General features: G+C 71.6%; 15 protein-coding genes. 8 read left to right on the forward strand and 7 right to left on the reverse strand.

The genetic code is table 11. From position 1 onward, the window contains the following. Positions 1-44: 44 nt before the first annotated feature. Together AL2_RS11305 and AL2_RS11310 are read right to left on the reverse strand one after the other, a co-directional pair. On the reverse strand, positions 45-602 hold the full coding sequence (locus tag AL2_RS11305) for an OmpA family protein (RefSeq protein WP_067632809.1): 558 nt from the start codon (positions 600-602) through the stop codon (positions 45-47). Positions 603-607: 5 nt separating this feature from the next. Next, positions 608-1,147 (reverse strand): hypothetical protein, encoded by a 540-nt coding sequence (locus AL2_RS11310; protein ID WP_067632811.1) that lies wholly within the window; start codon positions 1,145-1,147, stop codon positions 608-610. A gap of 139 nt (positions 1,148-1,286) precedes the next feature. On the opposite strand from AL2_RS11310, the gene AL2_RS11315 reads away from it, so the two are divergent. From AL2_RS11315 to AL2_RS11340, 6 genes are all read left to right on the forward strand, one after another. Further along, positions 1,287-1,910, forward strand: coding sequence for a hypothetical protein (locus AL2_RS11315; RefSeq protein ID WP_067632813.1), 624 nt, complete (start codon positions 1,287-1,289; stop codon positions 1,908-1,910). 354 nt (positions 1,911-2,264) lie between these two features. Then, positions 2,265-3,098, forward strand: a complete 834-nt coding sequence (gene sdhC / locus AL2_RS11320; protein ID WP_067632815.1) for a succinate dehydrogenase subunit SdhC — start codon at positions 2,265-2,267, stop codon at positions 3,096-3,098. Positions 3,099-3,110: 12 nt separating this feature from the next. Then, complete coding sequence (locus AL2_RS11325) at positions 3,111-5,114, forward strand: fumarate reductase/succinate dehydrogenase flavoprotein subunit (RefSeq protein ID WP_067632816.1); 2,004 nt, start codon at positions 3,111-3,113, stop codon at positions 5,112-5,114. Next, positions 5,111-5,881 carry a succinate dehydrogenase/fumarate reductase iron-sulfur subunit gene (locus AL2_RS11330; protein WP_067632818.1) on the forward strand — a complete coding sequence of 257 codons (771 nt, stop codon included), beginning with the start codon at positions 5,111-5,113 and terminating at the stop codon, positions 5,879-5,881. The genes AL2_RS11325 and AL2_RS11330 overlap by 4 nt, the downstream gene beginning before the upstream one ends. A 330-nt stretch (positions 5,882-6,211) precedes the next feature. Beyond that, positions 6,212-6,898, forward strand: a complete 687-nt coding sequence (locus tag AL2_RS11335) for a Crp/Fnr family transcriptional regulator (protein WP_067632820.1) — start codon at positions 6,212-6,214, stop codon at positions 6,896-6,898. Positions 6,899-6,942: 44 nt separating this feature from the next. Continuing rightward, entirely contained in the window at positions 6,943-7,911 is a 969-nt protein-coding gene (locus AL2_RS11340) for a LysR family transcriptional regulator (protein ID WP_067632822.1), read from the forward strand. Between the two features lie 46 nt (positions 7,912-7,957). Here the strand turns inward: AL2_RS11340 and AL2_RS11345 are convergent, their stop codons facing one another. The 5 genes from AL2_RS11345 to AL2_RS11365 all read right to left on the reverse strand — a co-directional run bounded on the left by AL2_RS11345 (position 7,958) and on the right by AL2_RS11365 (position 14,800). Then, positions 7,958-9,751, reverse strand: coding sequence for a tetratricopeptide repeat protein (locus AL2_RS11345; protein WP_157438101.1), 1,794 nt, complete (start codon positions 9,749-9,751; stop codon positions 7,958-7,960). A gap of 199 nt (positions 9,752-9,950) precedes the next feature. Further along, positions 9,951-10,703, reverse strand: coding sequence for a succinate dehydrogenase/fumarate reductase iron-sulfur subunit (locus AL2_RS11350; protein WP_067632826.1), 753 nt, complete (start codon positions 10,701-10,703; stop codon positions 9,951-9,953). Between the two features lie 20 nt (positions 10,704-10,723). Next, complete coding sequence (locus AL2_RS11355) at positions 10,724-12,661, reverse strand: fumarate reductase/succinate dehydrogenase flavoprotein subunit (RefSeq protein ID WP_067632828.1); 1,938 nt, start codon at positions 12,659-12,661, stop codon at positions 10,724-10,726. Positions 12,662-12,663: 2 nt separating this feature from the next. Further along, positions 12,664-13,353, reverse strand: coding sequence for a succinate dehydrogenase cytochrome b subunit (locus tag AL2_RS11360; protein ID WP_083946431.1), 690 nt, complete (start codon positions 13,351-13,353; stop codon positions 12,664-12,666). A 187-nt stretch (positions 13,354-13,540) separates the two neighbouring features. Next, positions 13,541-14,800 carry a PP2C family protein-serine/threonine phosphatase gene (locus tag AL2_RS11365; RefSeq protein ID WP_067632830.1) on the reverse strand — a complete coding sequence of 420 codons (1,260 nt, stop codon included), beginning with the start codon at positions 14,798-14,800 and terminating at the stop codon, positions 13,541-13,543. 300 nt (positions 14,801-15,100) lie between these two features. Between AL2_RS11365 and AL2_RS11370 the strand changes: the two genes are divergently transcribed. Together AL2_RS11370 and AL2_RS11375 are read left to right on the forward strand one after the other, a co-directional pair. Further along, a complete protein-coding gene (locus AL2_RS11370) occupies positions 15,101-16,864 on the forward strand; it encodes an ABC transporter transmembrane domain-containing protein (protein ID WP_067632832.1) in 1,764 nt (587 codons plus the stop codon). Beyond that, positions 16,861-18,579 carry an ABC transporter ATP-binding protein gene (locus AL2_RS11375; RefSeq protein ID WP_067632833.1) on the forward strand — a complete coding sequence of 573 codons (1,719 nt, stop codon included), beginning with the start codon at positions 16,861-16,863 and terminating at the stop codon, positions 18,577-18,579. Before AL2_RS11370 ends, AL2_RS11375 begins: the two co-directional genes overlap by 4 nt. Positions 18,580-18,590: the final 11 nt, after the last annotated feature.

Consider the following 18,590-nt stretch of genomic DNA (forward strand, 5'->3'; position numbering starts at 1 on the left):
GGGTTCACCGCCAGGGTGGCGGCACGGATACGCCCTGCACGCTCTCAGCCCTTCTCGTAGGTGATCTCTACGCGGCGGTTCTTGGCGCGGCCTTCGGGGTCGTCCTCACCGCCCTGTTCGTTGGGGGCGACGGGCCTTGTCTCGCCGTAGCCCTTGGCTTCGATCCGGAAGCTCGCCCCCGTCAGTGCGTCCTGCAGTTCGGCCTTGACCGCCTCGGCGCGCTGCTCGGACAGCCTCAGGTTGTAACCGGGGTCACCGATGGAGTCGGAATGGCCGGAGATCTGGACGGTGCCCTTGGCGCCGCGTAGCCGGGGGGTGAGGTCGGCGATCCGGCGGCGGGCGCTGGAGGCGAGGGCGGCCTGGCCGAAGTCGAACAGGACGTCCGCCGAGATGCTGACCGTGACCTGCTCGCCGTCGGTGTGCTCCTCTTCCAGTGGGACGACGGCCTTCGACAGGTCGATGGCGCGCACGGCGGGTCCGGTGCCGATGGACTGGACGCTCTCGGCCAGGTTCTCGTCCGGTACGCCCGGGTCGGCGCCGGCGGCGCTGGAGACGGTCAGGACGACGGCCAGGGCGCTTGCGATGACGGCCGGTCGGCGCATGCGGCTCACCGTTCGACCGGGATATCGCGGAACATGGGCCACGTCCCGATCTGGACGTCGATGGACTTCACGCTCTCCGGCGGGGCGGCGAAGGTGAAGAAGAAGGGGGTGGGCTGGTCGTTCGTCAGCTTCGTGAAGATGTCGTCGGTCTCCAGCTCCTTGCCGCCGGAGTCCTTCACCACGACGTAGCGTTTGAGGTTCACCGGGTCGATGAGGGATGTGCCCAGGCCGTGCCTGCCGTTCAGGCCGAAGGCGTTGATGCGGTCCGCCTCGTCGGCGGGGATGTGCGGGGTGAACTGGGCGCTCAGGGTGGCCAGCTTGCCCTTCACCTTCAGGCCCATGATCGCGATGTCGACCGTGGCGCCCTTCGCGATCGGGCTGTCGAAGGTGCCTTTCACCAGCGGCTCGGTGGCGTTGTCGAAGCTCGCCCGGCCTGCCGAGGCCGCGGAACCGCGGCTGGACGACGGGGCGTCCTCGATCATCGAGCAGCCGGACAGCCCGGCCGCGAGGAGCAGGGGCGCCGTGATGGCGGCCGCTAGGCGCATGGTCGGTCCTCCGCGGTTCGTCGCATATGCAAACAGCGGGTTCCGTGGCAGCATGGCTCACAGCCCCGCACCTTTGTGTGCGGACGTGAATCTATCGTTTGCATCTGCTAATCGTCAAGAGGGCAAGAGGAGTGGAGAGGTGAGCGTCGCCGAGGACGCGGTCGCCCGGAACCGCGCGCTGCAGATCGAGTGGTACGGCGAGCCGCTCGGCGACCGCGTCCGGCCGCTGCTCGACCGGCTCGGGCTGTCGCAGTCCGGGCTCGCCGGCGTGCTCGGGCTGTCCGCGCCGATGCTGTCGCAGCTCATGTCCGCCCACCGGGCGAAGATCAGCAACCCGGCCGTCCTGCACCGGCTGATGGCCGTCGAGGAGCTGGTCGCCGGTCCCGCGTTCGGCTCGCTGCCGGCCGCGGACGTCAAGGCGCGGCTGGAGGAGATCAGGGGCGAGACGGCGGCCACCACGTCCGGGCTCAGGCCGGCCGAGTCCGGACGCACCGCCGCCGCGAGCCGAGCGGCCGAGGCCGGGAACGGCCCCGGTGAGGCGGCGCGGACGGCGGCGGAGCCGGCGCGGGTGGTGCAGGTGCTGCTGCGCGAGGTCGCCTCCGCCGCCGAGATCGACGCCGCCGCCGCCCTCATCGCCGACCGCTTCCCGGAACTCGCCGAGGTCCTCCGGGTGTACGGGACGGGCCGGACGAGCGAGGCCGAGGCGCACTTCGCCCGTACGGTGCTCGGCAGGGTGCTCGGCGACCGCTCGGTCATTCCGTAGCGCGCTCATCTCGATTCCGCTGTGCCATAACGACTGGTTATGGACGGCGGACCGTGCGGCGCGCCCGTGACCGGGCTAAAGTCTGTGGTCAGGCTCACATGCGGGTCTGGCTGTTATGTATGTCACAGCTCCTGCCGGGTGGCGTAGGGTCGCTTCGCTGGAAGCGCACACGAGGCGTCACCGCCCGCAATGCGGCAACGGCCTGAGACCGCCGGAGCGCGGCCCGGGCCGGGACGCATGGCCAGCGGCCCAGGCGCGATGGCGCTGTCGAGCCGATGGCAGGGTGCGACGCCCGCATGGTGCGCGCGGACCGTGGTACGGGGACACGACGACCCGAGCTCAGGAGAGCGATCGATGAGCACTGTGGAGGCGCCGGCCAAGACGCGCGCCCAGATCAAGGAAAGAACCCTCCGGAAGGACAACTGGCGGCTGTACCCCCTCACCACCTTCGTCATCTTCACGGCGTGGGTGGTGTACGCGACCGTCCGGGCCTTCTGGGGCGCCGCGTTCTACGTGCCGGAGTACCACTACCTGACTCCGTTCTACTCGCCGTGCCTGAACGAGATCTGCAACAACGTGGTGGGTCAGACGGGCGTGAAGGGCAACGCCGCGGAGTTCGGCACGTTCCTCCCGGCGGGCACCCGCGGCTGGATCCCGTTCGCGGCGATCTCGCTGCCGTTCCTGCTGCTGTTCCGGCTGACCTGCTACTACTACCGCAAGGCGTACTACCGGTCGTTCTGGCTGTCGCCGTCGGCGTGCGCCGTGAAGGAGCCGCACGGCAAGTACACCGGGGAGCGCCGCTTCCCGCTGATCGGCCAGAACCTGCACCGCTACTTCTGGCTGGCGGCCGTCCTCATCTCCCTCATCAACACCTACGACGCGATCCGCGCCTTCCACGGCAAGGACGGCGGCATCGGCATCGGGCTCGGCACCGTCATCCTCGTGGTGAACGTGATCCTGCTGTGGCTGTACACGCTGTCGTGCCACTCGTGCCGGCACATCGTCGGCGGACGGCTGAAGAACTTCTCCAAGCACCCCTTCCGGTACAAGATGTGGGGCTGGGTGTCCAAGATCAACGAGCAGCACGGCATGTACGCGCTGATCACGCTGGGCTCGCTGGTGGTGGCCGACGCCTACATCGCGCTCGTCGCCGGCGGCGTCTTCAACGACCCGCGCATCTTCAACTGAGGCCAAGGAATCATGACTGAGATCGAGAGGCACTCGTACGACGTCGTGGTGATCGGCGCCGGCGGCGCCGGGCTGCGCGCGGCGATCGAGGCGCGCCTCCAGGGCAAGAAGACCGCGATCATCTCCAAGTCGCTGTTCGGCAAGGCCCACACGGTGATGGCCGAGGGCGGCGCCGCCGCCGCGATGGGCAATGTCAACCCGCACGACAACTGGATGGTCCACTTCCGCGACACCATGCGCGGCGGCAAGTTCATGAACAGCTGGCGGATGGCCGAGCTGCACGCCAAGGAGGCTCCGGACCGCGTCTGGGAGCTGGAGCTGTGGGGCGCGCTGTTCGACCGCACCAAGGAAGGCAAGATCAGCCAGCGCAACTTCGGCGGGCACGAGTACCCGCGGCTGGCGCACGTCGGCGACCGGACGGGCCTGGAGCTGATCCGCACCGCCCAGCAGAAGATCGTCGCGCTCCAGCAGGAGGACCACGCCGAGCACGGCGACTACGAGGCCAACCTCAAGGTGTGGGCCGAGACGACGGTCACCCGGCTGCTGACGGACGCCGACGGGAAGATCTGCGGCGCGTTCGGCTACGTCCGCGAGACCGGCAAGTTCGTCGTGTTCGAGGCGCCGGCGGTCGTGCTGGCGACCGGCGGCATCGGCAAGGCGTTCAAGGTCACGTCCAACTCCTGGGAGTACACGGGGGACGGACACGCGCTGGCGCTGCTCGCCGGCGGGACGCTGCTGAACATGGAGTTCGTGCAGTTCCACCCGACGGGGATGGTCTGGCCGCCGTCCGTCAAGGGCATCCTCGTGACCGAGTCGGTCCGCGGTGACCGCGGCGTCCTGCGGAACTCCGAGGGCAAGCGGTTCATGTTCGACTACATCCCCGAGGTCTTCAAGGAGCAGTACGCCACCTCCGAGGAGGAGGGCGACCGCTGGTACGACGACCCGGAGAACAACAAGCGGCCCCCCGAGCTGCTGCCCCGCGACGAGGTGGCGCGCGCGATCAACTCCGAGGTCAAGGCGGGACGGGGATCGCCGCACGGCGGGGTGTTCCTCACCGTCGTCGACCGGATGCCGGGCGGCGCCGCCGAGATCGTCAAGCGGCTGCCGTCGATGTACCACCAGTTCAAGGAGCTGGCGGACGTCGACATCACCAAGGAGGCGATGGAGGTCGGCCCGACCTGCCACTACGTGATGGGCGGCGTGGAGGTCGACCCCGACACGGGCGCGGCGAAGGTCCCCGGCCTGTTCGCGGCGGGCGAGGTGTCCGGCGGCATGCACGGCTCGAACCGGCTCGGCGGCAACTCGCTGTCGGACCTGCTGGTCTTCGGGCGCCGGGCGGGGCTCGGCGCGTCCGAGTACGTGGACGCGCTGGCCGCGCGGCCGGCCGTCCCCGAGGCCGAGGTCGAGGCGGCCACGGCCGAGGCGCTCGCGCCGTTCGAGCGGAAGGCCGGCGAGAACCCGTACGCCGTCCACGCCGAGCTGCAGCAGACGATGAACACGCTGGTCGGCATCATCCGCAAGGAAGAGGAGCTGGAGCAGGCCATCGAGGCGCTCGGCAAGCTCCGCGAGCGGGTCGCGAACGTCGCCGTCGAGCCGGTCGCGGTCAACGACGGCCGCGGCTACCACCCGGGCTGGCACCTCGCGCTGGACCTGCGCAACATGCTGCTGGTCTCGGAGGCGGTCGCGAAGGCGGCGCTGGCGCGGCAGGAGAGCCGCGGCGGCCACACCCGCGACGACTACCCGGCGATGTCGGCCGAGTGGCGCAAGATCAACCTGGTCTGCTCGCTGGCCGGAGACCCGGCGTCCCCGCATGTCGAGCTGACGCGGCAGCCGCTGACGCCGATGCGCGAGGACCTGCTCGAACTGTTCGAGAACGACGAGCTGAAGAAGTACCTGACCGCCGAGGAACTGCCGAAGGTCCTGGCCGAGGAGGTCAAGACCGAGGAGGCGGAGGCCGCCGCGGGGTCGGGCGCGACCGCCGCCGGCGCCGCGGACGACGAGGAGGGCGACCGATGAGCTACGAGGCCAAGTTCAAGGTCTGGCGCGGGGACGACGGCGACGGCGAGCTCACCGACTACACGGTCGAGGTGAACGAGGGCGAGGTCGTCCTCGACATCATCCACCGGTTGCAGGCGACCCAGGCCCCCGACCTCGCCGTCCGGTGGAACTGCAAGGCGGGCAAGTGCGGCTCGTGCTCGGCTGAGATCAACGGCATGCCGAAGCTGCTGTGCATGACCCGGATGTCGACCTTCGACCCGGACGAGACCGTCACGGTCACCCCGATGCGGACGTTCCCGGTCATCCGCGACCTGGTCACGGACGTGTCGTACAACTACGAGAAGGCGCGGGAGATCCCGTCGTTCGACCCCGGCGACGCCAAGCCCGGCGAACTGCGCATGCAGCAGGTGGACGTCGAGCGCTCGCAGGAGTTCCGCAAGTGCATCGAGTGCTTCCTGTGCCAGAACGTGTGCCACGTCATCCGTGACCACGACGAGAACAAGAAGGAGTACGCCGGCCCGCGCTTCCTCATGCGGATCGGCGAGCTGGAGATGCACCCGGCGGACCAGGCCGACCGGCGCAACATCGCGCAGGACGACCACGGCCTCGGCTTCTGCAACATCACCAAGTGCTGCACGGAGGTCTGCCCCGAGCACATCAAGATCACCGACAACGCCCTGATCCCGATGAAGGAGCGGGTCGTGGGCCGCAGGTACGACCCGGTGGTGTGGCTCGGCAGCAAGCTCGGCATCGTGAAGAAGGGCCAGGACACCCCGTCCGCCTGAGTCTTCCCCGAGGTTCTCGCGAACGTCCCCCGCCGCCCCGCGCGACGGGGGACGTTCGCGTTTCCGCCGCTCTCCGCTGCGGGGGCGCCGCTCTGGCAGGCGGCGCTCCCGAAACACGGCGGGCGGCGTGCCCCCGGACCGCCGCCCGCCGCCCCCGCCGTTCCCCGAGGACGCCGCGGACGCCGGAACGGCCGCCCGGTCGCGCACGCCGAGCCCCACCCTGACGCACGCGCGCCCGCGCGAGTAGGGATTAGTGCACACAACGCGAGATTGAAACGTGATTCTTTTCCAGGGAGGCGGCCGGGCCCGGATCCCTTTAGCGTGGAGGGCATGAGCCCCCTCGAACCGGGTTCGTTCCTTGCCGATCTCACCGCGGCGGAACGCGCGGACCTGGAATCACGCGGCCGCGTCCGTGACTTCGCGCGGGGGGACACGCTCTTCACGGAGGGGGAGCAGCCCGGCTGGGTCGCGGTGCTGCTGCGCGGCCGGGTGAAGGCGTTCTCCTACCACGAGCAGGGCGGCGAGGCCCTGCTGGCGGTGCGCGGGGCCGGGGCGGTGCTCGGCGAGGTCGCCGCGATCGACGGGCTGCCCCGGTCGGCGTCGGTGCAGGCCCTCGAACCGGTGCGGGCGCTGGCGGTCAGCGCGGAGGAGTTCATGGCGTTCCTGCAGTCGCACGGCCGCGTCTCCATCATCATCATGCGGATGCTGTGCCAGCGCTGGCGCGACGCCGACCGCAAGCGCGTCGAGTTCGGCATGTTCGACGCCACCGGACGGGTCGCGCAGCGGCTCGTCGAGCTGGCCGAGCGGTTCGGGGTGCCGCACCCGACGGGCACCGGCGAGGAGAGCGTCCGCATCACGCTGAACCTGTCGCAGGAGGAGCTGGCCGGCTGGGTGGGCGCGTCCCGCGAGGCGGTCAGCAAGGCGCTGCGCACGCTGCGCCGGCACGGCTGGATCGAGACGGGGCGGCGGCGGCTGATCGTGCACGACCTCCAGGCTCTCCGCCGCCACGCACGGTAGCCCGGGTCGTCCCGCACGCGGCGGCGACCCGTACTGTGTGCAGGATGCAGCTTCAGCAGCTCGCCTACTTCGTCGCGGTCGCGGAGGTGCGCCACTTCACGCAGGCCGCGGAGATCCTGCGGGTGGCGCAGCCGTCGCTGTCCAAGCAGATCCGCGCGCTGGAGAGCGAGCTGAACGTCTCCCTGTTCCGGCGCGCGCGCGGCAACATCACGCTGACGCCCGCGGGTGAGGCGCTGCTGCCCCTGGCCAAGCGCATCCTGGCGGACGTCGACACCGCCCGCCTGGAGGTGCAGGAACTCGCCGGCCTCAAACGCGGCCGCGTACGGCTCGGCGCGACACCCTCCCTGTGCGCGGGCCTGCTGGCGGACGTCCTGCGCCGCTTCCACGACACCTACCCGGGCATCCAGCTCATCGTCGAAGAGGGAGGCTCCCGGGACCTCGTCCGCGAGCTGACGCGCGGTTCTCTGGATCTGGCCCTGGTCATCCTCCCGCTGCAGGGCGACCCGCCGCTGGACACGACCCCGATCCTGCGCGAATACCTGGTGGTGGCCTCTCCGGCGGAGCAGCGGTCACTGCCGCGCCGCTCGTACCTGCGCATAGAGGACCTCCACGACCGCCCCCTGGTGATGTTCCGTCCGGGATACGACCTGCGCGAAGCGACCATCAGCGCATGCCGGGCGGCCGGGTTCGAGCCCAGGTTCGCCGTGGAGGGCGGCGAGATGGACGCCGTGCTCCGCTTCGTCGAGGTCGGTCTCGGTATCGCCGTCGTACCGAGCATGGTCCTGGCCGGACGCCCCGGCCTCCGCGGAACACCGCTCGTCCTGGCCGACGAGGAGGCGCGCCGCGGCCGGCACGGCCCCGGCCTCCTCCGCACCATCGCACTCGCCCACCGCAAGGACGTCGAGCTGACCCACGCCGCACGCGCCTTCCAGGAGACTTTGCAGACGTTCCTCGCGGAGGCCGCCGAAGCCGGAACCCTCCCCGCCGGCGTCGAGAACCTGGTCGACGCCTAGGACGCCGTCGGCGGCACCGCCTGCCCCGTCCGAGCAGGGATGCTGGTCAGGGGTCGAGGGAGCGGAGCTGGGCGAGGACGCCCTCGGCCTGCGGGGTCTGGAGGTCCTCGAAGATGGCGAGGGCCCGCAGCCAGCAGTCGCGGGCGGCGTCCGGCCGGGACGTCCGCAGATGGGTGCGGCCGAGGCCGTAGAAGGTCTCGCCCTGGCCGGGCCGGTCGCCGGACTCGCGGAACACCGACAGCGCCCTCTCGTAGTGGGCGACGGCGGTATCGAACCGGCGCAGTCCGTGGCGGGCGTAGCCGAGGCCGTGCAGCGCCCAGCCTTCGGCGCGGGAACCGGTCTCGGCGAGCGTGCGCGCCTCTTCGAAGCAGGTGAGGGCGGTGTCGAACTTGCCGAGACCGGCGTGGGCGTACCCGAGGGCGGTCAGGGCGAGCCCGGTGTTGTGGAGGTCGCCGGCCTCGCGGGCCAGCTCCACGGACCGGCGGTGGTGGGCGACGGCCTCGCGGAAACGCTGCAGGCGGCGGCAGGCCTGGCCGAGGCCGTGCAGGGCCCAGGCTTCGCCTCGGCGGTCCCCGATCCGCACGAACACGTCGCGGGCGGCGGTGAGGAAGTCGTGCGACTCCTCGAACCGCCAGCTGTTCTGGCTCGCGAAGCCGAGGCCGCCGAGCGCGTAGGCGATGCCGCGGTCGTCGCCGATCTGCCGGGCGGACGCGAGCCCGGTGCGGAGGGTGCCGATCCAGTCCGTCCAGGGGCTGCGCAGGAAGAAGAACGCCCACAGCGCGAGGGGGAGGCGCCAGGCGATGTCGTGGTGGCCCTCGTCGGCGGCGGCGCGGGCGGCGCCGATCAGGTTGAGCCGCTCGGACTCGCACCACTGCCGCGCCTGCGCCGCGGAGGCGAAGGCGAGCGCGCGGCAGGGCGCGTCCGGCAGGGTGAGCGTCGCGGTGACACGGTCCGGGCACAGCAGGAGGCGCGCGTTGTCGGCGGTGCCGAGGTACCAGGCGAGGACGCGGCGCAGCGCGGCGGCGCGCTCCTCGCCGGTGAGCTCGCCGGCGAGGACCGGGACGCGGTAGCGGCCGGGGGCGAGCTCCTCCAGCCGGAGGTCGCCGAGCATCGCGGCGGCCTCGTCCTCGGGGACGTCGAGGAGTGCGGCGGCGGCCGGGACGGAGACCTCCGTGCCGGGGTGCACGGCGAGGAGCCGCAGGACGCGGCCGGCGTCGGCGCGGACGTCCGGCAGCCGCACCCATGCGCGGGTCCGGGTCTCCTTGACCGAGACGTCCACGGCGCGGAAGGACACCGCGTCGCACCCCGGGCACTGGCGGACCACCTCGTCGTAGAACCAGTCGGACGCGATCAGCGCGAGGACGCCGGGGGAGCCGCGCAGCGCGTCCTTGAGCGAGTCGGCCTCCAGCAGCCGGAACGCCGTGTTGATCGAGCATCCGGCGACGCCGTGCCCGTCGTAGAGCACCTCCCCGGCGTGCACGGCCACGCGGATCCGGAGGTGCGTCCCCGGCGGCGCGCTGCCGTTGTGCCGTTGGAGCAAGGCCGCGAGCGCGGCCGGGAACGGCCCGGCCAGCCGCTCCTTCGGGACGTCGGGGCCGACGAGGATCATGGCGCCGTCGCCGCGGTCCTCGCAGTAGCACGACTCGGCCGGCACGCCGGACTCGGCGAGGGCGTCCCGCAGCGCCTGGTACAGCGCGGCCCGCGTGCGGATCTGCTCCGGGTTCGTCCGGCCGCCGAATCTCTCGACGTCCACGCAGAGGATGGAGCGGTGCACCGCCGGAGACGAGTCCGGCGTACCTTGCATCTGCTCTTGCAGATGCACCGTCTTATGCACGTGCATGAGCGCATCGTAATGCAAGATCGCGCTGCGCAGGAGAGTCTCGGCCCCCGCGTGGGCGGCCGGATCAGGCGGTCAGGAGGTCGCGCGGCAGGCGTTCCCGGACGGTGCCGCCGGAACCAGTGTGATCACGCGATCGCAGTAGAACGGCCCCGCCCGGTACTCCGGGCGGGGCCGAGATGAGGGGCCTGGAGAAGGGCGGCTACCGCTTCTTGCCGCCGGCGGTCGCCTTCAGGTAGTCGCTGTTCAGGCGGCCGATGAAGTCCAGCGGGATCTCCTTCGGGCAGGCGGCGGTGCACTCGCCGGTGTTGGTGCAGCCGCCGAAGCCCTCCGCGTCGTGGACCTCCAGCATGGACACGACGCGGTCCCAGCGTTCCGGCTGGCCCTGCGGCATCAGCCCGAGGTGGCTGATCTTGGCGCCGAGGAACAGCGCGGCCGAGCCGTTCGGGCAGGCCGCGACGCAGGCGCCGCAGCCGATGCACTCGGCGGCCTCGAACGCCCGGTCGGCGTCCGGCTTCGGGACGGGCGTCGAGTGCGCCTCCGGGGCGGTGCCGGTCGGGGCGGTGATGTAGCCGCCGGCCTGGATGATCCGGTCGAACGCCGACCGGTCCACGACCAGGTCCTTCACGACCGGGAACGCCTTGGCCCGCCACGGCTCGACGTCGATGACCTCGCCGTCCTCGAACTTGCGCATGTGGAGCTGGCACGTGGTGGTGGCGCGCTCCGGGCCGTGCGGGGTGCCGTTGATGACCAGCGAGCACATGCCGCAGATGCCCTCGCGGCAGTCGTGGTCGAACGCGACCGGCTCCGCGCCGTCCGCGATGAGCTTCTCGTTGAGGACGTCCAGCATCTCCAGGAACGAGGCGTCGGGGGAGATGTCGTCGAGCTTGTACTCGACCATCCTGCCCTTGTCCTGGGGGCCGCTCTGGCGCCAGACGCGCAGTGTGAGCTTCATGATTACCTGTCCGACCTCTGCTACTTGTACGACCGCTGCGTCGGCTTGACGTTCTCGAAGTCCAGGGCCTCCTTGTGGAGGACGGGCTGCTCGCCCTCCCCGGCCCATTCCCAGGCGGCGACGTAGCCGAAGTTGTCGTCGTCGCGCTTGGCCTCGCCGTCCTCGTCCTGGCTCTCGGCGCGGAAGTGGCCGCCGCAGGACTCGGTGCGGTGCAGGGCGTCGATGACCATCAGCTCGGCCAGCTCGAAGAAGTCGGCGACGCGGCCGGCCTTCTCCAGCTGCTGGTTCAGTTCCTCGCCCTTGCCGGTGACCTTGACGCGCGTCCAGAACTCCGCGCGCAGCGCCGGGATGAGCTCCAGCGCCTTGCGCAGGCCCTCCTCGGTGCGCTCCATGCCGCAGTACTCCCACATGATGTGGCCGAGTTCGCGGTGGAAGGAGTCGACGGAGCGGTCCCCGTCGATCGACAGCAGCTTGTCGATCCGGGTCCGTACCCGCTCCTCGGCCTCGCTGATCGCGGTCTCGGCGACCGGGGCGAAGTCGTGGCGGGCGATGTAGTCGCCGATGGTGTTCGGCAAGACGAAGTAGCCGTCCGCGAGGCCCTGCATCAGCGCGGACGCGCCGAGCCGGTTCGCGCCGTGGTCGGAGAAGTTCGCCTCGCCGACCACGAAAAGGCCCGGGATCGAGGACTCCAGGTCGTAGTCCACCCACAGGCCGCCCATCGTGTAGTGGACGGCGGGGTAGATGCGCATCGGCGTCTCGTACGGGTTCTCGCCGGTGATGCGCTCGTACATCTGGAAGAGGTTGCCGTACTTGGCCTCGACCTTGTCGCGGCCGAGCCGCCCGATGGCGTCCGCGAAGTCGAGGTAGACGCCGAGGCCGCCGGGGCCGACGCCGCGTCCCTCGTCGCAGACGTTCTTCGCCGCGCGGGACGCGATGTCGCGCGGGACGAGGTTGCCGAAGGACGGGTAGATGCGCTCCAGGTAGTAGTCGCGCTCGTCCTCGGGGATGTCGGACGGCTTGCGGGTGTCGCCGCCCTTCTTCGGCACCCACACCCGGCCGTCGTTGCGCAGCGACTCCGACATGAGCGTCAGCTTGGACTGGTGGTCGCCGCTGACCGGGATGCACGTCGGGTGGATCTGCGTGTAGCAGGGGTTGGCGAACAGGGCGCCGTGCCGGTGGGCGCGCCAGGACGCGGTGACGTTCGAGCCCATCGCGTTCGTGGACAGGAAGTACACGTTGCCGTAGCCGCCGGACGCCAGCACGACCGCGTCCGCCGTGTAGTGCTTGACCTCGCCGTTGATCAGGTTCCGGACGACGACGCCGCGGGCCCGCCCGTCCTCCATGATCAAGTCCAGCATCTCGTGCCGCGGGTGGAGCTCGACGTTGCCGGCCTCGACCTGCCGCATCAGCGCCTGGTAGGCGCCGAGCAGCAGCTGCTGGCCCGTCTGCCCGCGGGCGTAGAAGGTGCGGGAGACCTGCGTGCCGCCGAACGAGCGGTTGTCGAGCAGGCCGCCGTACTCGCGGGCGAACGGGACGCCCTGCGCGACGCACTGGTCGATGATGTTCCGCGAGATGTCGGCGAGCCGGTACACGTTCGACTCGCGGGACCGGAAGTCGCCGCCCTTGACCGTCTCGTAGAACAGCCGGTACACGCTGTCGCCGTCGTTGCGGTAGTTCTTCGCGGCGTTGATGCCGCCCTGCGCGGCGATCGAGTGGGCGCGGCGCGGCGAGTCCTGGAAGCAGAACTGGACGACGTGGTAGCCGGCCTCGCCGAGGGTCGCGCCGGCGGAGCCGCCCGCGAGCCCGGTGCCGATGATAATGATCTTCTTCTTGCGCTTGTTGGCCGGGTTGACCTGCTTGGCCTCGAACTTGCGCGTCGTCCAGCGGTCCTCGATGGGGCCCTTGGGCGCCTTGGCGTCGGCGATCGGCTCGCCGGACTTGTAGAAGCTGTCGGTCATGGTCAGCTCACCCATCCGAACGTGATGGAGACGGGGATCGCGACGAAGCCGAGCGTGATCAGCGCGGCGACCGTCGCGGCGAGGCCCCGCAGGGCGTTGTGGGTGCGCGGGCTGCGCAGCCCGAGCGTCTGGAACGCGCTCCAGATGCCGTGGTTGAGGTGCAGCCCGACGAGGAGGACGGCGGCGACGTACCAGACGGTGATGTACCAGCGGGACGGGTCGAAGTCGGCGACCAGCCGCTCGTAGGGGGTGGCGGCGGAGCCCTTCGGGTTCACGACGAAGAACGTCAGGTCCAGCAGGTGCCAGATGATGTAGACCGCGATGATGACGCCGCCGTAGCGCATCGTGTGGACGGCGTAGCCCTGGGCTTGCGACTTCTTCTTCGACTGGTACTTCACGGGTCGCGCATGGGAGGCGCGCTTGGCGAGAGACACCGCCGACCACATGTGCAGCACGACCGAGACGGCCAGCACGACCTCGAGGAGGGTCAGGACCGTCCGGTGCGGTACCGCGGGCTCACCGATCGTGCGCAGCCAGTGCGCGTAGTGGTTGAACTCCTCCGCGCCGAGGAAGATTTTCAGGTTCCCGAGCATGTGCGTGATCAGGAACAGCACGAGGACGCCGCCGGTCACCGCCATGACGGCCTTCTTGCCGACGGTCGATCGGTAGATCGCAGGGATCGCTATAGCCACGGCCTGCACGTTATGTCCGGGTCGCAGGATAGTTCCAAGTCATCAGCGCACTCATGGCGATAGCCACAGGCTATGAACGCACGCCGCGCGGGCGTCGTGGCCGTTCCGTTACGCTTTGCCTCGTGAGTGACCTCACAGCGTGACGGGGAACTTGCGGATCACGTGATCCAGAAGACATTGACCCAGGTCAGCGGCTTGTGGTTAGGGCTCCCGCGCGGCCGTGGCCGGGCTGCCGGGACAGCAGCAGGACGGCGAGGTCGTCGGTCAGGGAGCCCCCGTTGAGCCGCTCCACCTCGGACACCAGATCGTCGATGAGGGCGCGCCCGGCGGCGCGGCGGCGCGCCGCGCGGGCCAGGTCGACGAGGCCGTCGGTGCCGAGCCGGTCGGAGCCCTCGCCGACCTTCCCCTCGATCAGGCCGTCGGTGTAGAGCATCAGGCCCCAGGACTCGCCGAGGTCGATCTCGGTCGTCGGCCACTCGCCGCCCGGCAGCAGGCCGAGCGCCGGGCCGTGCGCGTACTCGGGCAGCGCCGCGACCTCGCCGTCCTCGCCGAGGGTGCCGCGGAACAGCAGCGGCGCCGGATGCCCGGCGAGGTGCATCCGCGCGGTCCGCCGGGACGGCGCGATCGTGATCATGCAGAGCGTGGTGAAGATCTCCTCGCTGCGCCGCTCGTGCCCGAGGACGGTGTCGAGGGTGCCGAGGAGCTGCTCGCCGGTGTGCCCGGCGAGCACGAGCGTCCGCCACGCCATCCGGAGCTGGACGCCGAGCGCCGCCTCGTCCGGGCCGTGCCCGCACACGTCCCCGATCACGAGGTGGACGGCGCCGCCCTCGGTCTGCACGGTGTCGTAGAAGTCGCCGCCGAGCAGCGCGCGCCGCCGGCCGGGCCGGTACCGGGTGTGGTGCCGCAGCGCGGGGTCGTCGATCAGCGGGACGGGCAGCAGCCCGCGCTCCAGCCGGGCGTTCTCCCGGCCGAGGATGCGCGCCTCGACCAGCCGCCGCTCGGTCTCCTCCGAGCGCTTGCGCTCGATGGCGTAGCGGATCGCGCGGGCCAGCAGCGGCGCGTCGACCTCCTGCTTGACCAGGTAGTCCTCGGCGCCGGCGGCGACCGCCCGCACGCCGAGGTGCGCGTCGTCCAGGCCGGTCAAGACGACGACGGCGGCCGGGCCGGACAGCGCCAGCACCTGCCGCAGCCCGTCCAGCCGGTCGATGCCCGGGGTGGACAGGTCGACGATGATGCACTGGGTGCGCCGCGTCAGCGACCGCCGGGCGGCGGCCAGGTCGGACGCGACGGTGATGCCGACGTCCATGCCGCTCTCGGCGAGCATCTTCTCGACCATGAGGACGTCGGAGGGGTCGGCGTCGATGAGGAGCAGGTCGATCCTGTCCTCGGCCCCCGGCGTGAAGGGGTGCGTCTGATGACTGGGCGTCTGATGGCTGAGCGTGCTCACAGGGCTTCCGGAAAGTCGGGCTGACGGCACTGGCAACGGCCGGTAACGTCCCGCTTATTCCGCAGGGGCGGACGGGCGCGACGGGCCGCGCCGGGGCAGCGGCTTTTGCCTAGCCGCCAGGGTCCCGGCTCAAGGAGCGGAGGAAGCGTCGCTCCGTACGTCCCAGACCTTAGCGTGTCCTTACCTTGCGATGCATCCCCTGAGTGCGTCCTGATGGCCATTTCCGGGCGGTCCGAAACGGATCGGCCCAGGTGAAAAACCAGTCGAACTTCGGACGTTCCGCTGCATAACCTGCGTCAGGTGAAGCCGTTGCCGGAGAAAGATCCTGGCAGGCCGGATCATCGAACCCCCGCGCGCTACCTGCTGTGGCTGCTCCGCGTCCAATGGCGCAGCATCTCCGGCGGCGCGCTCCTCGGCGTGGTCTGGATGCTCAGCCAGGCCCTCATGCCCGCCGCGATCGGCCGCGCCATCGGCGACGGCCTCGCGGCGCGGGACGAGCACGCCCTGCTGGTGTGGTCCGGCGCGCTGCTCGGCCTCGGCGTCGTCCAGGCCGCCACCGGTGCCGCCCGGCACCGGTTCGCGGTGTTCAACTGGCTCGCGGCCGCCTACCGGACGGTCCAGCTCGTCACCCGGCAGGCGACCCGGCTCGGCGGGACGCTGCCGAAGCGGCTGAGCGCGGGCGAGGTGGTGAGCATCGGCCTGTCCGACGTGTCGCACATCGGCGACGCCCTCGACATCGTCTCGCGCGGGTCCGGCGCCGTCGTCGCGATCGTCGCCGTGGCCGGCATCCTGCTGAGCACGTCGCCGCCGCTCGGCCTGATCGTGCTGGTGGGCGTCCCGCTGATCCTGGCGATCGCGGCGCCGCTGCTGCGTCCCTTCCGCGAGCGGGAGCTCGCGCACCGCGAGCTGGTCGGCGAGCTGAGCACCCACGCCACCGACCTGGTCGCGGGGCTGCGGGTGCTGCGCGGCATCGGCGGCGAGGCGCTGTTCTCCGGCCGCTACCGGGCCGAGTCGCAGCGGGTGCGCGCGGCCGGGACGGCCGTCGCGCGGGCCGAGACCCGGCTGAACGGCGCCGAGGTGCTGCTGCCCGGCCTGCTGATCGCGCTGGTGACCTGGGCGGGCGCCAGGTTCGCCGCCGACGGGACGATCGGCGTCGGCGAGCTGGTCGCGTTCTACGGCTACGCGGTGTTCCTGATCGTCCCGCTGAAGACGCTCGGCGAGGCCGCCGGCAAGATCACAAAGGGGCTGGTCGCCGCGGGCCGGGTGACGGCGCTGCTCGCGATCGACCCCGAGCTGCCGGCCGCCGGGACGGCCCGCCCGGCGGCGGCCGCGGAGCTGGTCGACATCGCGTCCGGGCTGGTCGTGCGGCCGGGCCGGGTGACCGCGATCGCGGCGGGCGGCGCGCACGGCGCGCAGGCGGTCGCCGACCGGCTCGGCCGGTACGCGGCGGGCGACGTCGACTTCGGCGGCGTTCCGCTGCACACGGTCGCGGAGGTACGGGAACGGATCCTCGTCGCCGTCAACGAGGACCGGCTCTTCTCAGGGCCGCTCGGCGAGTCCCTGGCGCCGGACGCCGACGAGGCGACACTGGCAGCGGCGATCCATGCGGCCTGTGCTGAAGACGTCGTCGCCTCAGTCGGCCTGGACGCGCAGGTGGCCGAAGCAGGACGGGAGTTCTCCGGCGGCCAGCAACAGCGTCTGCGCCTTGCACGGGCGCTCGCGGCCGACCCCGACGTCCTCGTCCTGGTGGAGCCGACCAGCGCGGTGGACGCGCACACCGAAGCGCGTATCGCCGACAGGCTCGGCCAAGCGCGCGCGGGCCGCACCACCGTGGTGTGCACGACCAGCCCGCTGATGCTGGACCGCGCCGACCACGTCGCCTTCATCCAGGGCGGCGAGGTCGTCGCAGAAGGCACGCACCGCTACCTCCTGGAGACCGAGCCGCGCTACGCCGCCATCGTGACCCGCGGCGAGGACCGCGGCGCGGTTCCGGACGTGACCGCTGGTGGAAACGGGAGCGGCGGAGTACGGGGAGGGACCGTGGAGAGGCCGGTGAGCCCGTGAGCACCGAGATCCTGCCGATCGCGACGCCCGCGCAGGTGCGGGCGTACGCGCGGCGGCTCGTCCTGCGGCATCCGCGCCCCCTCGCCGGGGTGCTGGTCCTGCACGCGCTCGCCGCCGTCGCGGGCCTGGTGACGCCGCGGCTGCTCGGCGCGCTCGTCGAGGACGTCCGCGACGGCCGGGCCGCCATCGACACGACCGGCCTCGCCATCGCCGGGTTCGTGGTCGTGCAGGGTGTGCTGATCCGGTACGCCTACCTCGCGTCGGCGAAACTGGGCGAGCGGGTGCTGGCGGAGCTGCGGGAGGAGTTCGTCGACCGGGTGCTGGCGCTGCCGCTGTCCACGGTCGAGCGGGCGGGCACCGGCGACCTGGTCACCCGCGCGTCCCGCGACGTGGACACGCTGAGCACGTCCGTCCGGTACGCGATGCCGGAGACCCTCGTCGCGATCGTCGTCGGCGGGTTCACGCTCGCCGCGCTGCTGCTGAACGGCCCGCTCGTCGCGCTGCCCGCGCTGGTCGCCGTCCCGCTGCTGGTGGCGGTGATGCGCTGGTACCTGCCCCGCGCGCACGGCGGCTACCTGCGGGAGAACGAGGCGTGGTCGCGGATCGCGGACGGGCTCACCGAGACCGTCCAGGGCGCCCGGACGGTCGAGGCGCTCGGCCTCGCCGAACGCCGGCACCGGCGCGGCGACGCCGACATCGCGGCCTCCTACAAGGTCGAGCGGTACACGCTGCGGCTGCGCATGGTCCTGTTCCCGATCGCCGAGCTGAGCTTCGTCCTGCCCGTGGTGGCGACGCTCCTCGCCGGCGGCCTCCTCTACCTCCACGACATGGCGACACTCGCGCAGGTGACCGCCGCGACCCTGTACGCGCAGCTGCTCATCGAGCCGGTCGACACCATGCTCTCCTGGCTGGACGAACTGCAGCTCGGCGGCGCGTCGCTGGCGCGGCTGCTCGGCGTCGGGAACGTCCCGCCCGACCGCTCCCCGAACCGGGGCCGGCCGGCCGACGAACGGCTCACGGCGCGCGGCGTCCGCTACTCGTACCGGCCCGGCAAGGACGTCCTGCACGGGGTCGATCTCGACCTGCGGCCCGGCGAGCGCCTCGCGATGGTCGGGCCGAGCGGCGCGGGCAAGTCCACGCTCGGCCGCCTGCTGGCCGGGGTGGACGGCCCGCGCTCCGGCGCCGTCACCGTCGGCGGCGTCCCGCTGGTCGAGCTGCCGCTGGACGGGCTGCGCCGCGAGGTCGCCCTCGTCACGCAGGAGCACCACGTGTTCCGCGGCACGCTCCGCGAGAACCTGGTGATGGCCCGGCCGGGCGCGTCCGACGAGGAGATCCGCCAGGTCCTCGCGGCGGTCGACTGGGACGGGCCCGGCCTCGGCGCGGTCGTCGGCTCCGGCGGCGCGACGCTGACGCCCGCGCAGGCGCAGCAGCTCGCGCTGGCCCGGCTCGTGCTCGCCGACCCGCACACGCTCGTCCTGGACGAGGCGACGTCGCTGCTCGACCCGCGCGCCGCCCGCCGCCTGGAACGCTCGCTCGCCGCCGTCCTGGACGGCCGGACCGTCGTGGCGATCGCGCACCGCCTCCACACCGCCCACGACGCCGACCGCGTGGCGGTGGTGGAGGACGGCCGCATCACCGAGCTAGGCACCCACGACGAACTGATCGCGGCGAGGGGTTCCTATGCCGCGCTGTGGAGGTCGTGGCACGGCGGCTAGGCCGCCGCGTC

Source organism: Actinomadura latina NBRC 106108 (genome assembly GCF_001552195.1).
GTDB classification, from domain to species: domain Bacteria; phylum Actinomycetota; class Actinomycetes; order Streptosporangiales; family Streptosporangiaceae; genus Spirillospora; species Spirillospora latina.

Coding starts and splice junctions, on each gene's coding strand:
- AL2_RS11325 (WP_067632816.1), top strand. CDS start 3,111: ATGACTGAGATCGAGAGGCACTCGTACGACGTCGTGGTGATCGGCGCC.
- AL2_RS11305 (WP_067632809.1), bottom strand. CDS start 602: ATGCGCCGACCGGCCGTCATCGCAAGCGCCCTGGCCGTCGTCCTGACC.
- AL2_RS11330 (WP_067632818.1), top strand. CDS start 5,111: ATGAGCTACGAGGCCAAGTTCAAGGTCTGGCGCGGGGACGACGGCGAC.
- sdhC (WP_067632815.1), top strand. CDS start 2,265: ATGAGCACTGTGGAGGCGCCGGCCAAGACGCGCGCCCAGATCAAGGAA.
- AL2_RS11340 (WP_067632822.1), top strand. CDS start 6,943: ATGCAGCTTCAGCAGCTCGCCTACTTCGTCGCGGTCGCGGAGGTGCGC.
- AL2_RS11350 (WP_067632826.1), bottom strand. CDS start 10,703: ATGAAGCTCACACTGCGCGTCTGGCGCCAGAGCGGCCCCCAGGACAAG.
- AL2_RS11355 (WP_067632828.1), bottom strand. CDS start 12,661: ATGACCGACAGCTTCTACAAGTCCGGCGAGCCGATCGCCGACGCCAAG.
- AL2_RS11345 (WP_157438101.1), bottom strand. CDS start 9,751: ATGCACGTGCATAAGACGGTGCATCTGCAAGAGCAGATGCAAGGTACG.
- AL2_RS11335 (WP_067632820.1), top strand. CDS start 6,212: ATGAGCCCCCTCGAACCGGGTTCGTTCCTTGCCGATCTCACCGCGGCG.
- AL2_RS11310 (WP_067632811.1), bottom strand. CDS start 1,147: ATGCGCCTAGCGGCCGCCATCACGGCGCCCCTGCTCCTCGCGGCCGGG.